This is a genomic window from Tabrizicola sp. (assembly GCF_051645465.1).
Taxonomy (GTDB): Bacteria; Pseudomonadota; Alphaproteobacteria; order Rhodobacterales; family Rhodobacteraceae; genus Tabrizicola.
In genome coordinates this window covers 1-18,677 of the sequence record NZ_JBOFBI010000078.1, presented here as the reverse complement: position 1 = coordinate 18,677, position 18,677 = coordinate 1, and the positions used below count along the sequence as shown (strand labels likewise).

Sequence of the window (18,677 nt, the reverse complement as noted above, 5' to 3'; positions counted from 1 at the left end):
GATGTCTTTCCAAAGGAGGAGCGCGCATTGCGCCCGTTCAAGCCAAACGGCCCGTGTCCCTTTGGTGCGGGCCCCCTCGCCCACAGTTCCGGAATCTCGACCGTTCGGGGCCAGTATCCGAAACCGGCGGTGGTGTATAGGGCCTGCGGGGCCTGCTGCCTAAGCGGGCAGCGGTGGCCCCGGCCTCTACCATCGTATCGATCCGGGGCATGGTTCCCTCATTCGGCGGCCCGAGGTGCAGTCATCCCCGGCACGTACTGGTGGAAGTCTTCGCGGTAGGGCTTGGCAGTGGGCGGCAGCGCGCGCTTGACGAAGTAGTCTTCGTTCAGGACCTGACGCTTGATCGCGGGCCACATCTCGCGGAAGCCGTCGGTGATGGAGCGGTTCGGGGGCGGCAGGTCGTCCTTGATCACCTCGTGCAGCCGGGGCAGGGCGTAGTAGGGCACCATCGGGAACATGTGATGTTCGACGTGGTAGTTCATGTTCCAGTAGATGAACCGGCTGATCGGGTTCATGTAGACGGTGCGGCTGTTCAGCCGGTGGTCGACGACGTTGTCGGCGAGGCCCCCGTGCTGCAGGAGGCCGGTCATGATGTGGTGCCAGGCGCCGTACATCCTGGGCAGGCCGATCAGCATAAGGGGCAGGAGCGAGCCCCAGGCGATGGCTGACAGGATGGTCACAGAGTAGATCGTGACATGGACGATTGCGACCTTCCGGACCTTCGGCCAGTCGCTTTCCGGCACGAAGGTCTTTTCCTCGGGTGTGGGACCCGAGACGGCATTGCGCAGGATCACGGGGATGAAGCGCAGCACATCCATCACGCCGAAGAAGTTGACGATCAGCTTGGCCAGTTCCGGCGGGCGCATGACGGCGATTTCGGGGTCGCGGCCGACGAGGTAGGTCTCGGAATGGTGGCGGGCGTGGCTCCAGCGCCAGGTGGCAGAGTTGCGCATGATCATGAAGCTGGCGATTTCGTAGACGACGTTGTTCAGCCAGGGCGTGCGGAAGGCGGTGCCATGGCCGCATTCGTGCCAGCGCGAGTCGGACGCCGAGCCGTAGAGGACGCCGTAGGCGAGCCAGAACGGTATCGACCAGAGGGTCGGCCAGAGCGCGATGCCGATGCCGGCAAAAAGGATCATCGCGCCGTAAAGGAGGATCGTGTCGCGGATGGCGGGGCCGTCGCTGCGGGCCATGAGATCCTTCATCACCTTGCGTGGGACTTCGGTGTGGTACCACTCCGCCGCCGTAAGCCCGCTTTCGACCGCGCGGCGTGCGTCGGTGCCGAAGGGGTTATAGTCGCGCTGACCCATCTTGCCTCTCCTGACATGCTCCGGCCTTGGGGCCGCTGCCTGATCCCGCCTCATCTTGTGGATAATGGCGGGGTGGGCGGATCGGCTAGCCTTGTACTTGAAGGTTTCGTCATGATCCATCATGCTTGAAGCATGAGATGATTGTTTTTCGTCAGGAAGATATGGCCAACAGACCGACGATCCATGATGTTGCGCGTGAGGCAGGCGTCTCGACCGCGACTGTCGACCGGGTGCTGAACGGGCGCGAGAAGGTGCGTGAGGATACCGCCCGCAAGGTCTATGAGGCGGCACGGCTGATCGGCTATCACGCGGCGCCGCTGATCGGGCAAAGGGTCCACGCGGACTTGCCGCGACTTCGGCTGGGGATGGTCCTGCACAAGGAACGCCAGGCCTTCTACCAGGAATTCAAGACCGTGGCCGAGCGCGCGGTGACCCAGGCCATCGGCGTGCGGGCAACCCTGCAGGTGGCTTTTGCGACGTCCCAGTCTCCGAAGGACTTCACCAGCCTGATGGAGGGGATGGCGGGGCGCGTTGACGCGATCGCGGCGACCGCCGTCACGCATCCGGAAGTCACCGAAGCGGTCATGCGATTGAATGCAAAGGGAATACCTTGCTTTGCCTTGCTCAACGACTTTGCGCAGGGGGTGCGGCAGAACTACCTTGGTCTGAACAACCTCAAGGTCGGGCGCATCGCGGCCCATATGATCGCTACGGCGGCGCATCATGCTGGAAAGGTTGCGATTTTCGTTGGTGGCTACCGCTGGCACGGGCATGAACTGCGCGAAACCGGGGTGCGCAGCTATCTGCGGGAACATGCCCCGCAGTTTCAGGTGCTGGACACGCTGATCAACCTTGAGACGCGCCAGCTGACTTACGAGGCGACGCTGGACCTGCTTGGCCGTCACCCCGATCTGCGCGGCATCTATTGCGCGGGGGGCGGGATGGAGGGCGCCATTGCCGCCGTGCGCGAGGCGCGGCAGCCGGGTGAGGTCGCCCTTGTGGTCAACGAACTGACGCCGGAAAGCCGGGCGGCGCTGATCAGTCGGCATGTCACCATGGTGATCGGCACGCCCTTGCAGCGGCTTTGCGACGATCTGGTCCGCCTTGCTTCGGAGGCGGTTGTCGAGGGCATGGCCACCGTGCAGGGACAACACTTCCTGCAGCCGGACCTCTACTTGTCCGAGTCGGTTTGACGAAATAGCATCACAGGATCAGATGTCGGTTCGTCAGGAATGATGCGTTCGGCCCATGTGCCGGTTGACGTGTGGCAAAGCGCTGCAGAAGGTCCACCCCGTAACGCCGCCAAGGTTTAGGGGATGCCCGGGATGCCGCAGTTCGCACTGAACCACATGACTGTGGCGCGCTTGTCGTTCCATGAGCTTGTGGCGCTGGCATCGAAGCTCGGCTGCGTCGGTATCGAAGTGCGGAACGATCTGCCCCAGCCGCTGTTTGACGGCATGGACCCCGCCGCGGCAGGGGCCTTTGTGCGGCAGAACGGGCTTCGTCTGCTGGCCTTGGCCGAAGTGAAGCGCTTCAACGACTGGTCGGAAGACAAGGCGGACGAAGCGCTGTCACTGATGACTATCGCAAAGGCCGCCGGTGCCGAAGCGGTCAGCCTGATCCCGCGCAACGACAACCTTGGCATGGGCAACGGCGAACGCCAGGCGGCTTTGCGTGTTGCGCTGAAGGCACTGAGGCCGATGCTGGACGACCACGGCCTGATCGGCATGGTCGAACCTCTGGGCTTTGAAATCTGTGCGCTGCGCTACAAGGCCGAAGCCGTCGAGGCGATCGAAGCCGTGGGCGGCAAGAGCCGCTTCAAGCTGGTCCACGACACCTTTCACCACACGCTGGCGCCGGGCGGGCCGATCTTCCCGGATCATACCGGCATCGTTCACATCTCTGGCGTCACCGACCAGACGGTCAGCGTGGCCGAGATGCGCGATCCGCATCGCGTTCTGGTCACGCAAGGGGACAGGCTGGGCAACGTCGAACAGATCGCGGCACTGCAGGCGGCCGGTTGGGACGGACCGTGTTCTTTCGAGGCATTTTCTCCGGTCGTTCATGCCTTGGCCGACCCCGCCGATGCACTGAGGGCAAGCATGGATCTCATCGCCAAGGTCGTGGCATGACCCGCGGCACCCTTGGGCCAGAAAGCCGTGAACCTTGGGGTGAACCGAGGGCGGATTGCAGGCTTTGCAACCGGTTGCAAAAATCGGTTGACGGCCCACATCCAACTCCTCAGTCTCATTGCGCAGGCTGATCGAGTCGTCCGAACCGTGCTGGGAGGCGCAATCGGACGAAATGAAAACTGAACCCGTTGTAGCGTACAGCGGGCAATCACTGGGAGGAGTGACCCATGAAGAAGACCCTAATCGCTGCTGGCTTTGCTTCGTTGCTGTCGACCACTGCAATGGCTGAAGGCATCGGCGTGTCGATGGCACGCTTTGACGACAACTTCCTGACCGTTCTTCGCAACGGCATCCAGGCCCAGGCCGATGCGGCCGGTCTGTCGGTGCAGATCGAAGACGCGCAGGACGACGTTGCCAAGCAACTGGACCAGATCAACAACTTCATCGCCTCGGGCGTGGATGCGATCATCGTGAACCCGGTCGACACGTCGGCCACGCAGGCGATGACCGATGCCGCGGCTGCCGCGGGCGTGCCGCTCGTCTATGTGAACCGTCAGCCGATCAACGTCGACACCCTGCCCGACAACCAGGCCTTCGTCGCCTCGAACGAAGCCGAATCGTCCCGGCAGGGCTTTATCGAGCAGTGCAACCAGTGGGCAGCAGCCGGCAAGACCGAAGTCGGCGTCTATGTCATGCAGGGCCAGCTGTCGAACCAGGCAGCGGTGCAGCGCACGCAGAACTACTACGACGTGATCGAGGCCGGAGAGTGCGCCGTCAAGATCAACGTCATCGACCAGCAGACTGCGAACTGGAGCCGGGACGAAGCCCAGAACCTGATGACCAACTGGCTGTCGACCGGCACCGCCTTTGATGGCGTACTTGCCAACAACGACGAGATGGCGCTCGGCGCACTTCAGGCGATGAAGGCCGCCGGTATCGACATGGCCTCGGTCATCGTCTCGGGTGTGGATGCGACGCAGGATGCGCTGGCCTCGATGCAGGCGGGTGAACTTGACATCACCGTGTTCCAGAATGCAGCAGCGCAGGGTGGCGGCGCGCTTGATGCGGCCGTGAAGCTGGCCGCGGGCGAGACGGTCGAACAGAAGGTGTATGTGCCGTTCGAACTGGTGACCCCGGCGAATATGGCTGACTACCTGGCGAAGAACTAGGCAGCGTCTCGGGATCACATACGGGGCGGCTCTGGCCGCCCCGCTTTTGCGTCGCTGCAATCGGCAGCCACAACCAGGCTTATACGAGCGGAAACTCGGGGGAGGAACGCGCCTTGGCACAAGCGACCCACGGGCTTGGCGGCCTGAAGTACGATCCGGCGAAGAGGACGCGCGCGCCTGAATGGAATGTCTTCGGTGCGCTGGTCCTGATCGTCGTGATCTTCGAGATACTGAACCGCCTCCAGGGCGGCTCTTTCCTTTTCAACATGCGCGACAACGTCGACGCGATCTTCAACCAGCAGCGGCTGGACATCATGATCCTGCAGGTCGCGATCATCGGGATCATTGCGCTTGGGGTGACGCAGGTCATCATCATCGGCGGGATCGACCTGTCGTCGGGCTCGATCGTGGGCGCGACGGCGATGATCGTGATGAGCTTTGCCCAGACCGCGATGGTCAACGGTAACCCGAACCCGAAGGCGATCTTCGGCGACTGGGCGATGGACCTGCCGGTGATCGTGCCTATCGTCGTGGGCCTCGCCTGCGGGCTGTTCGCGGGTCTCGTGAACGGGCTTTTGATCGCCTACACGAAAATCCCACCCTTCATCGCCACGCTGGGCGTGATGGTGTCGGCCAGGGGTGCTGCACGGTGGTGGTCGAACGGTCAGCCGGTCAGCTTCCCGACGGTGGAGTACGGCAGCCTTGCCAATGGGGACATCCTGGGCACGATGACTTTCGGTCTTCTCAGCTGGGACGGCCAGAACCCCGCAGTGATCTTTGTGGCGCTGGCGGTGCTGTTTCACCTGATCATGACCTACACGCTTTACGGCAAGCGCAGCTATGCGATCGGGTCGAACGAGGCGGCGGCGCGGATGTCGGGGATCAATGTCGACCGGCACAAGGTACTGGTCTATGCGATCGCCGGGGTGCTTGCCGCCGTTGCGGCCATTCTTCTGACCTCGAAGAACCTCACGGCGCAGGCCGGCATGGGAATGATGTACGAGCTTGACGCCATTGCCATGGCGGTCATCGGTGGCATCTCGCTGGCCGGAGGACGGGGATCGATCATCGGCACCGTGCTCGGGGCCGCGATCTTTTCGGTCATCATCTCGGGATTCACGTCGATCAAGCTTGACGCCTACTATCAGGAGATGGTGAAGGGCGCGATCATCGTTGGTGCGGTGGTGCTGGACCAGTGGCGCCAGCGGCAACGGGCAAGGGGCTAGGAACGATGTCAAAGATCATCCTCGAAACCCGCGGCCTGACCAAGCACTACGGCGGCGTGCATGCGCTGGAAGACGCGAACTTCGTCCTGCATGAGGGTGAGCATGTCGCCGTCGTGGGCGACAACGGCGCGGGCAAATCGACCTTCGTGCGTCAGGTTACGGCGGTCGAGCAGCGCACGGGCGGCGAGATATTCTTCGACGACCAGCCGGTGCATTTCAAAGGACCGCTTGAAGCACGGGAAGCCGGGATCGAGACGGTGTTCCAGACCCTCGCGCTGGCTGACGATCTGGATGTGCCCTCGAACCTGTTCCTGGGGCGAGAGCTTTTCAAATGGAAGCTTGGCCCGTTCAGCTGGCTTGACCGCAAGACAATGCGGGACCGGACGCTGGATGCCCTGACGAAGACCGCGGTGAAGATCCCGAACATCGACAACCCGATCCGGAACATGTCGGGTGGGCAGCGGCAGTGCGTGTCTATTGCGCGGACGGCGGCCTTTGCGTCGAAGCTGGTGATCATGGACGAACCGACCGCTGCGCTCGGGGTGCAGGAAACCGGGCAGGTCGAGAACATCATCCGGGGCCTGAAAGAGCGGGGCATCCCGATGATCCTGATCAGCCACAACCTGCGTCAGGTCTTCGATCTGGTGGACCGGATCGTGGTCTTCCGGCGCGGGCGGATCGTTGCGTCGCTGAAGCGGGACGAGACCGACGGGAACGACATCGTGTCCTACATCACGGGCGTGAAGGGTGCTTCCGACACCGCCTATGCCTGATATCGGGATATGCAGACCAAAACGAAACACAACCGGGACAAGGAACACCCGGAGCAAGGAGACGTCATGACGATCAGGTTCGGGCTTTTGGGTGCCGGGCGCATCGGGAAGGTTCACGCCAGGGCAGTGACCGGCAATCCCGGCGCGAAGCTGGTGGCGGTGTCCGATGCGATGCCTGCGGCGGCAGAAGCGATAGCCAGCCAGTATGGCTGCGCGGTGCGGTCGATCGATGAGATCGCCGCCGCCAAGGATATTGACGCGGTGGTGATCTGCACCCCGACCGACACCCATGCCGACCTGATCGAGCAGTTCGTGAAGGCCGGGAAGGCGGTCTTCTGTGAAAAGCCGATCGATCTGTCGCTGGCCCGGGTGAAGCAGTGTCTTGAGGTCGTCCGCGCCCAGAAGGGGACGCTGATGGTCGGGTTCAACCGCCGCTTCGACCCGCATTTCCGCGCGGTGCGGGCGGAGATCGACAAGGGGAGCGTAGGGACCGTCGAGATGGTGGTGATCACCAGCCGTGATCCCGGCGCGCCGCCCCTGGACTACATCGCGCGGTCGGGGGGGATTTTCCGGGACATGACGATCCATGACTTCGACATGGCGCGATTCCTGCTGGGTGAGGAAGTGGCGGAGGTGTCGGCCATGGCGTCGGTGCTGGTCGATCCGGCGATCGGGAAGGCGGGGGACAGCGACTCCGTTCAGGTGATGCTGCGGACGGGGTCGGGGAAGATGGCGGTCATCTCGAACAGCCGCCGCGCGACGTATGGGTATGACCAGCGGATCGAGGTGCATGGGTCGAAGGGGATGGCGGCGGCCGAGAACCAGCGGCCGGTCAGCATCGAGGTGGCGACAGGGGCGGGGTATACCCGGCCGCCGCTCCATGACTTCTTCATGACCCGCTATACCGAGGCCTACGCGGCCGAGATCGGGGCTTTCATCGAGGCGATGGGAGGGAAGGCCAAGGCGAGCCCTTCGGGCGAGGATGGGCTGCTGGCCCTGGCCTTGGCGGAGGCGGCGCTGAAGTCGGTGGCTGAGGGGCGGACGGTGAAGCTGAGCGAGGTGCTTTGATCGGGGCTGGCCGTAACGCTGAGTTACGCCCAGTTTTATCATTATATTTCAAATAATTATACGAATTCGTTAGGGAAGCCTAAACCTTTTCTGTTTCAGTTGGCTGCCACTGTCCTAAGTTCCAGTTGCAGGATAGCTGGTGCGGGGCCGGTGTCTTCGCCCTCGTCCGACAGGGCCACGGCGCCGCGGGTGGTGACCCCGAAGCCCGCCTCGGCCAGCGCATTGTCGAAGGCCGAGCCACCGATGCTGCGCGTCACGTCGAGCGCGTCCTGGGCGAGGTAGGAAAGATCCTCGACCGGGCTTTGCGGTTTGGCGGGGGTCACCACGACCAGCATCCGTTCCTGACCCAGAACGTTGTCGGAAATCTTGAAGAGGCCCTTCTTCAGCTCGTCCCCCGGCTGCAGGCGGCCCGAGAACCAGTGGCTGATCGACCAGTCCGCGCTGATGTAGAGGACATTCACGTCGACCGGCCCGTCGGTGTTGTTGCGGGCCAGGACATGGACTTCGTCCTCGGGCAGAAGGGTTGGTACGGGGGCGAACGGCAGGGGCCGCAGGGTACGGTCTTCGGGGGTGCGGGTCAGCAGTTCGACCTCGACGTCGAGAGTGCCGGTCCCCACCGCCGCGCCGAGTTTCAGCAGGTTTTGCGCGCGGGCCATTGTGGTGAGCGTGTCTGCCAGCGTGGCCGCTAGCGTCGCGCCGTCTTTGTCGGCGGTCGAGACGGAGGGCGTCGAGGCCAAATCCTCGACCAGGCCAGTTGCGGGGAGGACCCAGATCGCGTCCGGGCGCGGGCTGTCGGGCAGGACGGCGAGGCGGAGGTCGGCCTCTTCGCTGTCGGGGACGAAGATCAGGCGAGGGCCTGCGGCATCCGCCAGCGCAGCTTGCGCGGCAAGAAGCGTGTCAGCGGGGGCGCTGCCTGCGGGGGGGAGGGCCACGGTCAGGGTGAAATCGAGCGTTTCGTCAAGCTGGCGGAGGGTCACGCCTTTGGGCAGGTCTGCGGGCAAGGCCTTGCCGTCCACTTCGACAGGCTCGCCGGTCGAGGCGAAGGTTTCGACGCTGGTCAGTTGGACGAAGCCAAGGGCTGCGTCGTCGGCATCCGCCGCGCTGGCCATGACGGCAAGGGTCGCGCCTTCCGACAATCCGTGCAGCGTACCGGCGGGGATGCTGATCCCGGCCTCGGTCACCTCGGCTTGCCATTGGGCCACGCGTGCGCCTGCTTCGCCTGAGAAGGCCACCTGGTCGAGGTCGCCTTCGAAAAGGGGTGTCGACTTGGCCAGGTTCTTGACCGAATAGCGGCGGAGGACTTCCTGCCCGATCTGGCCGTAGGTAGCGCCGGGGTATTCGGCCAGAACCTCCATCAGCGTCCAGGTGAAGACGCCCTGCGGTTTGCGGTCGGGCTTACCCTTGGGCAGGTTCTTTTCGGGCGTCACTTCGTTTGTCTGGGCGGCGAAGAAGGCGACGAAGCTGCCCTCGCCTTCTCCCGCGTCGAAGGGCGCCTCGGCCCCCTCACGCGGGTCGCCGATGGAGCGGGTGGTGACCTCCTCGACCGTGGCGGGATCGATCCCCAAGGCGCCGGGCGGCAGCTGGCGGGTGCGGACCTCTTCGTCCGAGCCATCAAGGCTGCGGGTGACGGTGCCGGAATGGCAGCTGTCGAAGACGGCCCAGACGTTTGCACCCTTGTCGCGGAGCCCGTCGATCAGCGCGCCGATTTCGTCATCGACGAGGCTGTTCTCCACCGCGCCGATCTGGTCGGACCAAGGGCCGATGTCGACGGGGAGGAAAAGCTCGTCCAGCCCGTCAAGCTCGGTCGCGGGGTCAAGCGCGGGCGCCTGTGTGCCGTGGCCGGAGAAGTGGAGGTAGACAAAGTCGCCGGGCTGGACCCTGGCGGTCAGGTCGGCGAAAGCGGTACGGATCGCGCCCAGCGTGGGGGCCGTGTAGCCGTCGACCCCGTCGGTCAGGACGGTCACGTTGTCCGCCGCGAAGGGAACGGGGGCCTGGGTGGTCAGGTAGGTCGCCACCAGCTGCACATCATTCGCGGGGCCCTTCAGCCACCAGCGCTCCTCAAGGTTCTGATACTGGTTCGCGCCGATCAGGAGCGCATGGTTCTCGCGCGCCAAGGCGGGCAGGGCGGCGAGGCACAGGGCTGAGGTGAGGAGCGCGCGCAGCATCAGTTGGTCATCAACGCGTAGGAGGCGGACGCTGGCCCCTTGTTTTCCACCTTCAGCGTGAAGTTGCCGGGCTGCGCCGGGGTCCAGCCGCAATAGGCGATGTGGGAGATATCGGTGTCGGAGCAAACGAGCCGCCCCTTGTCGTCGTATATGCTGAGGTTGAGGTTGGTTGCGGCCTTCGCCTCGACATAGACCTCGGCATACTCGCCGCCGCGGAATTCGATGGGCGGGTAGGTATCGCCACGGCCGTTCGCGAGCGAGCCGATGTTGTAGACCGGACCGGAGGCGACGCCTTTGTCCGTCTCGACCCGAAGATCATCGATCAGGCCAAGGAGAATGTCATCGCCTTCGATGAGGGGTTCGGCGCTGGCCAGCATCTCTTCCCAGGTCAGGGGCATGCCTTCGACGGTCTCGCCCCCCGTTGCGGCGCGGTCGCTGGCCACGGGGGCGAGCGACTTTCGGAGTTTCGCGGCCGAGATGATGAGGAGGGGATCGCCCGCCTCAACCCCTTGGGCGTAAAGCCGGGCGGAAAGCTCGGCCACCTTCACGGGCGAGGGTGCCTCGGCCAGCGCCGGAAGGGCGAGGCTGGAGAGGAGAAGGGCTATAAGCGTGCGGCGCATACGTGTGACTCGTCTGGCTTCTGTCAGAGCCGAAAATGGGGCGGGCGTTACCGACTGTAAATGCGAGATTTCTACATGACGGCCTTTGTCATGTGCCCTTCATCCGGAGCGCTGGTAGCAAGGCCGGAACGAGGCAAAGCAGAGGTTTGATCATGGTGGCCGGAAAAGGGCGCAAGCGGAGACAACCGCTTCGGTTCGTGAGTGAGGCGCTGGCAGTGCTGGTGGTGATTACGTTGGTGGCATTGGTTCGGCCTGCATCGGCCTCGCCCCTGGACGCCGCGATGGAGCGGGTGTTCACGGTGCACAGTGCGGATGCCGAGGACCGGTTTCTGGGCTCGGCGTTCCTGTGGGGCGATGGGTCGGTGGCGGTGACGAATGCGCATGTGGTGGGCGAGGCCGAGGAGGTGCGGCTGGTCGACCGGCATGGGGTTGAAGAGGTAGCGCTGGTGATCGCGCGGGACGCGGTGCGGGATGTGGCGGTGATCTCGGTGGCCGAGGGGCGCTCGGGGTTGGCGTTGGCGCCTGAGGTGCCGGGCCTGGGCGATGAGGTCTTTGCGCTGGGGGCGCCTTTGGGTGTGGAGTTCACGCTGACCGAGGGGCGGATTTCGGCGATGGCGCGGCAGGTGGAGATCACGGTGCCCTTGCGGATGCTGCAGCACGACGCGGCGGTCAATCCGGGGTCGTCCGGCGGGCCGCTGGTGGACGCCGAGGGGCGGCTTCTGGGGATGAACAGCCAGATCGCGGATGGGAGCCGGATGTTCGTGGGGATCGCGTATGCGATTTCCGCGGCGGATCTGGAGGTCATCGTTACCGGGCTGGTCGAGGAAACGCTGCCGGCTTTCCCGAAGCTGGGGCTGCGGGCGCGTCCGGTGGACCGGCAGGTGGCCGAGGCTTTGGGCGTGACGGCTGTTGGCCTACTGGTGGACGGCGTGGAAGCGGGGGGGCTGGCCGAGGCGGCGGGGCTGACGGGGGGCGACATCGTCGTGGCGGTGGACGGGGCCGATCTGGCGGAACCGGGCGACCTGGCCTTTGCGGTGGAGCGGGCTGCTGAGGCGGGAGAGATCACGCTGGGCATCTTGCGCGATGGCGAGCGGGTGGAGCTGTCTTTGGCCTTTGAAGCGGAGGCCGAGGGGCTGGGGGCGAGGCTGCGGGAGGTATCGCAAGGGGCTCCGGAGGTCGTGAAGGCCTACCGGTTGGCCGCGCTTGGGGTGGTGCTGGAGGATGGCGGGCTGGTGACGGCGGTCACGGATAACTCGCCCGCCCTGATGGCGGGGCTGGCGCAGGGGGACCGGATCCTGACGGTGAACGGCGGGACGGTGGACCTGCAGGCCTACGAGATCACCGAGGCGGTGCTGATCCTGGTGGAGGCTCCGGGAGGCGAGACGCGGCACATTTATCTCGACCCTTGGGGCGCGATGGAGGGTGTAAGGCCGGTTGGCGGGGCAAATGTGCTTGACCCGGACGTGGTGGTGTTCTGAAAGAAGGCATGGGAATGGACGAACGCATCCTGATCGTTGAGGACGACGCCGAGACCGCGGCTGCGGTGCGGGCGGAGGTCGAGGCTTTGGGCTGCGCGGTGGATCACTGCGATACGCTGGAGGCCGGGATCCAGGCTGCGATCAGCACGCCTTACAAGGTGATCGTGCTCGACCGGATGCTGCCGGGCGGCGACGGGGTGGAAGCGATGGCGAGGATCAGGGCGGGCGGGTCGACCGCGCTGATCCTGATCCTGTCCGCTTTGGGGCGGGCTGCGAACCGGGTGGAGGGGCTGGAGAAGGGGGCGGATGATTATCTGCCGAAACCCTTCGAGCCGGACGAGCTGCGGGCGCGGCTGAGGGCGCTGCTCAGGCGGGGCACGATCCAGGTTCTGGACAATGACCTTCTGGCGTTTGGCGAGTTGGAGATCAGGTTGAAGGCCCGCACGGTGCATGTGAAGCGGAACCATGTCGCGGTAAGCCCGAAGGAATTCGAGCTGATCACCTATTTCGCCAGGAATGCAGGCCAGATCGTCACCCGGATGCAGCTTCTGGAAAACGTCTGGAACCTGCATTTCGACCCGGGCACCAATGTGGTCGACGTCCATGTCGGTCGCCTGCGCCGCAAGTTGGAGGACGCCGGGTCTCAGGCGATCCAGACGGCGCGGGGTGAGGGCTATATCTTCGCGCCGAAGGTCGGGGCCGCCGGGTGACGCTTTCCCGGCCAATGGCCGCAAGGGCGACTTTGCGGCTGGCGGCCATGATGGCACTTGCAGTCACGCTTCTTTCGCTTGGGGCGATGGCGCTTCAGTACCGGCTGGTCGAGAGCCGGTTGATGGAGGCGCAGCGGAGCCTTCTGACCGCCGATCTTGACGGGCTTGCGGCGCTTTACGACCAGCGGCGGATCATCGCGCTGCGGCAGGCCATCGACTATCGCGCGGCAGCGGCGACTGGCGAAGAGATGCTCCTTCTTCTGGACCGGAGCGGCCGTGTTCTGGCGGGCACGCGACCGGCCTGGCCAGAGGGGCTGGCCCCGGTTGGCGGTGGCTTTACCGTGGACGGCGCGGTGGTGTTCGCGGAGGCCGACACCCGCTGGCTGGCTGTCGCGCGCGAACTGCCGGGTGGCTTTCCCCTACTGGTCGCCCGGTCGTTGCGCCCGCTGGACGAGACGCTGGCCGCGATGCGACGGGGGATGCTGGGGCTTCTGGCGGCGATGCTGGTTGCGGGCGGAGTCGTGGGCTGGCTGGCCGCGCGGTCGGTGATGGGCCGGATCGGGCGGGTGAACGACCTGGCCGACCGGGTGGCCGAAGGTGCGCTTGACGCCCGGCTGCCGGGCCCGCGCAGCGATGACGAGTTCGGGCTTCTGGAAACCCATGTCCACGGGATGCTGGACCGGATCGAGAACCTGAACCGGGCCACGCACCGGCTGTCCGATACCATCGCGCATGAACTGCGCACGCCCTTGAACCGGATGCTGCAGAAGCTTTCCCGGATCGAAGGGCAGGAGGAGCTGACGGCGGAGCTGAAGGCCGAGATGCGGCAGGCGATCCGGATGTTCGATTCGCTTCTGGACATCAGCCGGGCCGAGGCCGATCAGGGGACGGGCGGGGGATTGGTGCCTGTGGACCTGTCAGCCGTCGCGACCGAGGTCTGGGAGCTTTACGAGCCCGTGGCCGAGGACAAGGGGCTGGTCGCGAGTGCCGCCATCGCCCCCGGCCTGAAGGTGCTGGGCGACCGCAACCTGATTGCGCAGGTGCTGTCGAACCTTCTCGACAACGCGATCAAGTACTGCGCGGCGGGCGATCAGCTGACGCTTTCGCTGAAGGATGCGGGCGAGCGCCATCTGATGCGGGTCGCTGACACCGGGCCGGGGCTTCCGGCCGATATCCGGGGCGAAGCGTTCGAGCGGTTTGTCCGGGCCGAGCGTGACCGCGGGATCACAGGGCACGGGTTGGGACTGGCGCTTGTCCGGGCAATTGCCGCCCGCCACGGGGCGCGGCTGACGTTGCCGGAGAGCGCGGGTGGATTCGTGCTTGAAATCCACTGGCCGAAGCTTCAGCAATCGGAGTGATCTTTAACTCCGGGTTTCCAATGCGGCGCGCGCTTATTCCCCTTCTGCTGCTTTTCGGCTGCGCGCCCTGGAATCAGCCCCAGAACCAACCGCTTGAGGGCGAGAACGCGCCACTGGTCGAGCCGCTGAGCGCGGGGGATGGCGAGCTTTACATTGGCCTCGCCTTTTCCGGCGGGGGGATGCGGGCGACGTCGTTCGCCTATGGCATGCTGGAGGAGCTTCGGGCGGCGGGCGTTGAAACCGGCACACCAAACGGGCTTTTGGACCATGTCCACCTTGTCTCGGGCGTCTCTGGCGGGTCGGTCATGGCGGCGCAGTTCGGGCTTTACGGGCCGGAGGGTATTGCGGGCTTTCGCGAGCAGTTCCTGATCACCAATGCCGAGACCTATATGGTGACCTCGGCGCTGAACCCGCTGACGATCATCAAGGGGGTCGCCGGGGGGGTGAACGGGCGCGAGACCTTCGGGCGCTATCTGGACGAGACGCTGTTCAAGGGCGCCACCTTCGGGGACTTGCGGAAGCAGAGCCGCATCAAGACCTGGATCAACGCGACCGACATGGCGAACAACACGCCATTCCTGTTCTCGCCTGAGACGTTTGATGCGCTGTGCTCCGACCTGTCGAAGGTAAAGCTGTCCGAGGCGGTTGCGGCCTCGGCGGCCTTTCCCTTGGCCTTCACGCCGATCGTTCTGGAAGCCCATCAGGGCAAGTGCACCTACCGCGAGCCGGACTGGCTGACGGCGGCGCGGTATAACCCCGAAGCGACGGCGGCGATGCGGGCGCATGCGCGGGCGCTGGAAAGCTATACGAACCCCGAGGAAGTGAAGTTCGTGAAGCTTCTGGACGGGGGGATCACGGATAACTTCGGCACGACGGGGCTGGCGGTGGAACGGGCGCGGGCGCAGGTGCCTTACGCGCCCTTGACGGCTGAAGAGGCGGTGAAGCTGAAGCGGATGCTGTTCCTGGTGGCGAATGCCGGGGTCGACAAGGACTATGACTGGACAAGGAAGGTCGAAGGTCCGGGTGGGGTGAACCTTGCGATGTCGATCGCGACAAGCGCGATGGCGGCGGCGTCTCGGTCGGGCTACGATTCGATGCGGGGCGAGCTGAGGCTTTGGGAAAGCGAGCTGATCGAATGGCGCTGTGCTTTGCCTTTGTCCGAGGTGCGGCGGTTGCGGGGCTCGACGGCGGGGTGGGACTGCAAGGACGTGAAGCTGTTCGTGGGCGAGGCGAGTTTCGCCAGCCTGCCGACGGCCATGCGCGACCAGCTGGACGCGGTGCCGACGCGGCTGAAGCTTCCGGTCGACCAGGTGGACATGGTGATCGAGGCGGGTCGGATGGCGACGCGTATGACGCCGGAGTTCAACGGGTTCCTCGCCTCGCTGGCGGGGAACGACGTGGATGGCCGGATCGAGGACGGCATCGCGGCGGGCGGGCGTCGGGTGATGCCTGTGGGGAACTGAGACAGCCCACAATTTTTCTGCGAAAAATTTGGGCTGGCGGGGGGCATGACAAATGCGGTCATGGTCGGGACGGCACTTGTTCCGTTTTGGCCCGGCGGTATCTTGGCCGCATCATGCGCGCGGGTCTTCTATCGCTTCTTGCCACGACGGCCTTGCTGACCGCCCCCGCGGCCAGGGCCGAGGTGCGGGCCGTGCTCGTGGGGGTGGGGGATTACCTGACGCTGGATGCGGATCTGAAAGGCCCAGCGAACGATGTCCGTCTGATGGCCGAGACGCTCGCTGTGCGGGGGGTGGTTGCGGGTGGGATGACGGTCCTCACGACCGACCCGACCGGCGTGCCGGAGGGTGCCGCTGTGGGCGAGCCGACGAAGGCCGGGATCCTTGCGGCATTGGATGCGGCCGCTGCGGCCTCGGGCGAGGGCGACACGGTGGTCTTCTATTTCTCCGGCCATGGCGCGCAGGCGCCGGATATGTCGGGGGATGAGGGTGGGGGGTATGATGAGCTGCTTCTTCCCGCCGATGCTGCGGGGTGGAAGGGCGCCATCGGGGCGGTGGAAAACGCGATCCTGGATGACGAGCTGCAGGTCTGGGCGCAAGGGATGCTGGATCGGGGGGTGAAGGTGGTGGGCCTGATCGACGCCTGCCATTCCGCGACCGGGTTCCGGGCGGTGGCCGGGCAGGGCGTGGCGCGGGTGATCGACGAGGCTGCGCTAGGTATCCCGGACGATGTTGTGCCGGTGGCGGGGGACCCGGTGGCGCCGCTGAGCGGCGAGTTCGTATTCCTTTACTCCTCGCAGTCCGACCAGCGGTCTTTCGAATATCCGATGGCCGATGGCACATGGCACGGGGAATTCACCTTGCGGCTTGCACAAACCCTGCGTGACGCTCGCGAGGCCAGCTGGGCTCAGGTCCTGGCGGCGACGACCGAGGCGATGGTGCAAGGCCCGGCCCGGCAGATGCCGGACGGCGAGGGGCCGATGCTGGAGGGGCAGGTCTTCGGTGAGGGCACGCGTGCCGTGCGGATGCTGATTGAGGGAGGGACCCTTTCTGCTGGGTTGTTGGAGGGGCTGACGAAAGGGGCGGAGGTTGCGGTTTATGAACACTCCGCAAGTGGGGAGCCGCTGGCGGTGCTGACCTTGGGTGAGGTGACTCTGCGCAATGCGCGGTTGGTGGGCAATGTGCCGGAGGGCGCCACTTGGGCCGAGGTCGTTTCGGCCCCGCCGCCCGCGCCTTTGACCCTGGCGGTGCCGGTGAGGGTGGATGTGGCGGACGGGTTTGATTATGCGCCTTGGACGGTTGCGCTGCCGCTCGCTGGTCCCGACGCCGATCTGGTGCCGATCCTGACGGAGGGAGTGGTCGCGCTGGCCGGGGCGGATGGGGTGCTCGACCCGGAAGGGCCGGGCAGTACCCCCCGCATCCGGCCCGAACCCGGAGAGACTCCGGCTGAGGCGGTGGAGCGGATGCTGGGGCAGGCGGCCCATGGTCTGCGGCTGCGTGAGGTGTTGGCGGGGGCGACCGGGCGCAGCCTGACCGGGAAAGCGCCGATTGCGATGACGGTGGAACGCCACGCGGCTGAAGCGGGGTGTGACAAGGTCGGTGTGGCGGCGCCTTTCGACCCGGCCGAAGGAGTTGCCCCTTGCGATCAGCTTTGGCTGACGCTGACCAACACGGGTGGGAAGGCGCAGGACGTCTCGGTCCTGTACTTTGCGGCGGACTTCAGGGTCGCGCCGATCTGGCCCACGCAGAACCTGGCGAACCGACTTGCCCCCGGCGAAAGCGTGCGGGTGGGCCTGATGATCGAAGAGGGCAGCGTGGCGGGACTGGAGGAAATCTGGGTCCTTGCCGTGCCGGTTGACCCCGACGCCCCGCGTGTTGACCTGACGCGCCTGGCGACACCCGAAATGACCCGCGCCTTTGCCGGAACCCCGGACCCGATGAGCCTTTGGCTGGAGGGCCGGATGGACCCCGAGGCCACAAACCGGGGCTTTAGCTTAAAACCCGCGCCGCTTAGCATGATCCGCCAGCTGGTGCGCCTGAAACCCGGGGCGACCGCCCCCGATGTTGCCATGGAGAATTGAAATGACGTTCAGGTTCCTGTCCGCCGCTGCCCTTGTGGGCGCGCTTGCCGCCCCGGTTCTGGGCGAAGAGACGGCGGATTACGCCACGCCGAAAGAACCGGCGATCGCGTCGCCCTACACCTATGCCAAGTCTGGCGCCAAGGCTGAGCGGGCGAAGTCAGCGGGCGAGGCCGGGGCCAAGGTCATCGGCGGCGAGGTTGCGGCGGATGGTGCCTGGCCCTGGCAGGTGGCGCTTCTGGTCGGCGGGGCCCCGGTATCGACCGAAAGCCAGTTCTGTGGCGGGTCGCTGGTCATGGACCGCTGGATCCTGACGGCGGCCCATTGCGTTCACATGCAGCAGGACGACGGCAGCTACGCCGATCTCTGGCCGCAGGATGTTGCGGTCCTGGTCGGCACGAACCAGCTGGCCGAGGGGACTGGCGACTTGATCCCGGTCGAGGCGGTCTTCCGCCATCCGTCCTATGTCGGGGGCGGGTTCGACTTTGACATCGCGCTGATCAAGCTGTCGCGCGCGCCGCAGGTCCCCTACCAGACGATCGAGGTGCCGGACGCCGAGTACGGAGATATCCTGAACCAGCAGGGTGTCACGACCATCGTCACCGGCTGGGGTCTGCAGGAAGGCGGGATGGCTTCGGCTGAGCTTAGGCAGGCCGAAATCCAGGTCCTGGACCGCGAACTTTGCAATACCGCGATGCTGGAAGCACGGGCCGAGGATGCGGCCGGGGGGTTCGGCTATGCGGTACAGACCCTGGGGGTGTCGGAAGCGGACGCCTACGCGATCTGGGACGAGCTTGTCGCCCGCGCGCCGAAGCCGGTTTCGGAGAACATGATCTGCTCGGGGACGTTCGAGGGCGGCAAGACCAGCTGCAACGGCGACAGCGGCGGGCCCTTGGTCGTGCCGGTCGAGGGTGGCGGCTATATCCAGGCCGGGATCGTGAGCTGGGGCCTGACCGGCATGGAGGGTCGGGGGTGCGAGGAGACGGCGCTATTCTCGGCCTATACCAACATCTCGAAGTTCGTGCCCTGGCTGAACCAGGTGATCGAGGCGAACCCCTGACTGGGGGCACCTCGTCGAGCACTTCGTGCACTCCTCGGGAAGACCTCGCGAGGAGTGCACGAAGTGCTCG

General features: G+C 65.4%; 15 protein-coding genes. 12 read left to right on the top strand and 3 right to left on the bottom strand.

The annotated features are described in order from the left end of the window. Positions 1–218: 218 nt before the first annotated feature. Entirely contained in the window at positions 219–1,310 is a 1,092-nt protein-coding gene (locus tag ACRCSW_RS04960) for a fatty acid desaturase family protein (RefSeq protein WP_438703090.1), read from the bottom strand. A 161-nt stretch (positions 1,311–1,471) separates the two neighbouring features. Here ACRCSW_RS04960 and ACRCSW_RS04955 point away from each other — a divergent pair, with 161 nt between their 5' ends. From ACRCSW_RS04955 to iolG, 6 genes are all read left to right on the top strand, one after another. Further along, on the top strand, positions 1,472–2,503 hold the full coding sequence (locus ACRCSW_RS04955; protein WP_438703088.1) for a LacI family DNA-binding transcriptional regulator: 1,032 nt from the start codon (positions 1,472–1,474) through the stop codon (positions 2,501–2,503). A gap of 132 nt (positions 2,504–2,635) precedes the next feature. After that, positions 2,636–3,442 (top strand): TIM barrel protein, encoded by an 807-nt coding sequence (locus ACRCSW_RS04950; RefSeq protein WP_438703087.1) that lies wholly within the window; start codon positions 2,636–2,638, stop codon positions 3,440–3,442. 227 nt (positions 3,443–3,669) lie between these two features. Further along, entirely contained in the window at positions 3,670–4,611 is a 942-nt protein-coding gene (locus ACRCSW_RS04945) for a substrate-binding domain-containing protein (protein ID WP_438703085.1), read from the top strand. A 113-nt stretch (positions 4,612–4,724) separates the two neighbouring features. Next, positions 4,725–5,837 carry an ABC transporter permease gene (locus tag ACRCSW_RS04940; protein WP_438703084.1) on the top strand — a complete coding sequence of 371 codons (1,113 nt, stop codon included), beginning with the start codon at positions 4,725–4,727 and terminating at the stop codon, positions 5,835–5,837. 5 nt (positions 5,838–5,842) lie between these two features. Continuing rightward, positions 5,843–6,610 carry an ATP-binding cassette domain-containing protein gene (locus ACRCSW_RS04935; RefSeq protein ID WP_438703082.1) on the top strand — a complete coding sequence of 256 codons (768 nt, stop codon included), beginning with the start codon at positions 5,843–5,845 and terminating at the stop codon, positions 6,608–6,610. Positions 6,611–6,676: 66 nt separating this feature from the next. Then, positions 6,677–7,678: an inositol 2-dehydrogenase gene (gene iolG, locus ACRCSW_RS04930; RefSeq protein WP_438703080.1), complete on the top strand. Its 1,002-nt coding sequence runs from the start codon at positions 6,677–6,679 to the stop codon at positions 7,676–7,678. A 95-nt stretch (positions 7,679–7,773) separates the two neighbouring features. Here iolG and ACRCSW_RS04925 read toward each other — a convergent pair whose 3' ends face one another. Continuing rightward, positions 7,774–9,843: a caspase family protein gene (locus tag ACRCSW_RS04925; RefSeq protein ID WP_438703079.1), complete on the bottom strand. Its 2,070-nt coding sequence runs from the start codon at positions 9,841–9,843 to the stop codon at positions 7,774–7,776. Continuing rightward, on the bottom strand, positions 9,843–10,463 hold the full coding sequence (locus tag ACRCSW_RS04920) for a hypothetical protein (RefSeq protein WP_438703078.1): 621 nt from the start codon (positions 10,461–10,463) through the stop codon (positions 9,843–9,845). The genes ACRCSW_RS04925 and ACRCSW_RS04920 overlap by 1 nt, the downstream gene beginning before the upstream one ends. A 152-nt stretch (positions 10,464–10,615) precedes the next feature. On the opposite strand from ACRCSW_RS04920, the gene ACRCSW_RS04915 reads away from it, so the two are divergent. The 6 genes from ACRCSW_RS04915 (at position 10,616) to ACRCSW_RS04890 (ending at position 18,607) form a co-directional block, all read left to right on the top strand. Then, the gene (locus tag ACRCSW_RS04915; RefSeq protein WP_438703077.1) at positions 10,616–11,941 is read left to right on the top strand and encodes a trypsin-like peptidase domain-containing protein; all 1,326 of its coding nucleotides are present in this window, start codon (positions 10,616–10,618) and stop codon (positions 11,939–11,941) included. Between the two features lie 14 nt (positions 11,942–11,955). Beyond that, on the top strand, positions 11,956–12,651 hold the full coding sequence (locus ACRCSW_RS04910; protein ID WP_438703075.1) for a response regulator transcription factor: 696 nt from the start codon (positions 11,956–11,958) through the stop codon (positions 12,649–12,651). Then, positions 12,648–14,009, top strand: a complete 1,362-nt coding sequence (locus ACRCSW_RS04905; protein WP_438703073.1) for an ATP-binding protein — start codon at positions 12,648–12,650, stop codon at positions 14,007–14,009. Before ACRCSW_RS04910 ends, ACRCSW_RS04905 begins: the two co-directional genes overlap by 4 nt. 20 nt (positions 14,010–14,029) lie before the next feature. Further along, positions 14,030–15,472: a patatin-like phospholipase family protein gene (locus tag ACRCSW_RS04900; RefSeq protein WP_438703071.1), complete on the top strand. Its 1,443-nt coding sequence runs from the start codon at positions 14,030–14,032 to the stop codon at positions 15,470–15,472. 113 nt (positions 15,473–15,585) lie between these two features. Then, positions 15,586–17,550 (top strand): caspase family protein, encoded by a 1,965-nt coding sequence (locus tag ACRCSW_RS04895; RefSeq protein WP_438703070.1) that lies wholly within the window; start codon positions 15,586–15,588, stop codon positions 17,548–17,550. Between the two features lies 1 nt (position 17,551). Continuing rightward, complete coding sequence (locus tag ACRCSW_RS04890) at positions 17,552–18,607, top strand: serine protease (protein ID WP_438703068.1); 1,056 nt, start codon at positions 17,552–17,554, stop codon at positions 18,605–18,607. Positions 18,608–18,677: the final 70 nt, after the last annotated feature.

Excerpts from the sequence above, each read along its gene's own strand:
- ACRCSW_RS04960 (WP_438703090.1), bottom strand. The coding sequence starts at position 1,310 with ATGGGTCAGCGCGACTATAACCCCTTCGGCACCGACGCACGCCGCGCG.
- ACRCSW_RS04955 (WP_438703088.1), top strand. The coding sequence starts at position 1,472 with ATGGCCAACAGACCGACGATCCATGATGTTGCGCGTGAGGCAGGCGTC.
- ACRCSW_RS04950 (WP_438703087.1), top strand. The coding sequence starts at position 2,636 with ATGCCGCAGTTCGCACTGAACCACATGACTGTGGCGCGCTTGTCGTTC.
- ACRCSW_RS04945 (WP_438703085.1), top strand. The coding sequence starts at position 3,670 with ATGAAGAAGACCCTAATCGCTGCTGGCTTTGCTTCGTTGCTGTCGACC.
- ACRCSW_RS04935 (WP_438703082.1), top strand. The coding sequence starts at position 5,843 with ATGTCAAAGATCATCCTCGAAACCCGCGGCCTGACCAAGCACTACGGC.
- iolG (WP_438703080.1), top strand. The coding sequence starts at position 6,677 with ATGACGATCAGGTTCGGGCTTTTGGGTGCCGGGCGCATCGGGAAGGTT.
- ACRCSW_RS04925 (WP_438703079.1), bottom strand. The coding sequence starts at position 9,843 with ATGCTGCGCGCGCTCCTCACCTCAGCCCTGTGCCTCGCCGCCCTGCCC.
- ACRCSW_RS04920 (WP_438703078.1), bottom strand. The coding sequence starts at position 10,463 with ATGCGCCGCACGCTTATAGCCCTTCTCCTCTCCAGCCTCGCCCTTCCG.
- ACRCSW_RS04915 (WP_438703077.1), top strand. The coding sequence starts at position 10,616 with ATGGTGGCCGGAAAAGGGCGCAAGCGGAGACAACCGCTTCGGTTCGTG.
- ACRCSW_RS04910 (WP_438703075.1), top strand. The coding sequence starts at position 11,956 with ATGGACGAACGCATCCTGATCGTTGAGGACGACGCCGAGACCGCGGCT.
- ACRCSW_RS04900 (WP_438703071.1), top strand. The coding sequence starts at position 14,030 with ATGCGGCGCGCGCTTATTCCCCTTCTGCTGCTTTTCGGCTGCGCGCCC.
- ACRCSW_RS04895 (WP_438703070.1), top strand. The coding sequence starts at position 15,586 with ATGCGCGCGGGTCTTCTATCGCTTCTTGCCACGACGGCCTTGCTGACC.
- ACRCSW_RS04890 (WP_438703068.1), top strand. The coding sequence starts at position 17,552 with ATGACGTTCAGGTTCCTGTCCGCCGCTGCCCTTGTGGGCGCGCTTGCC.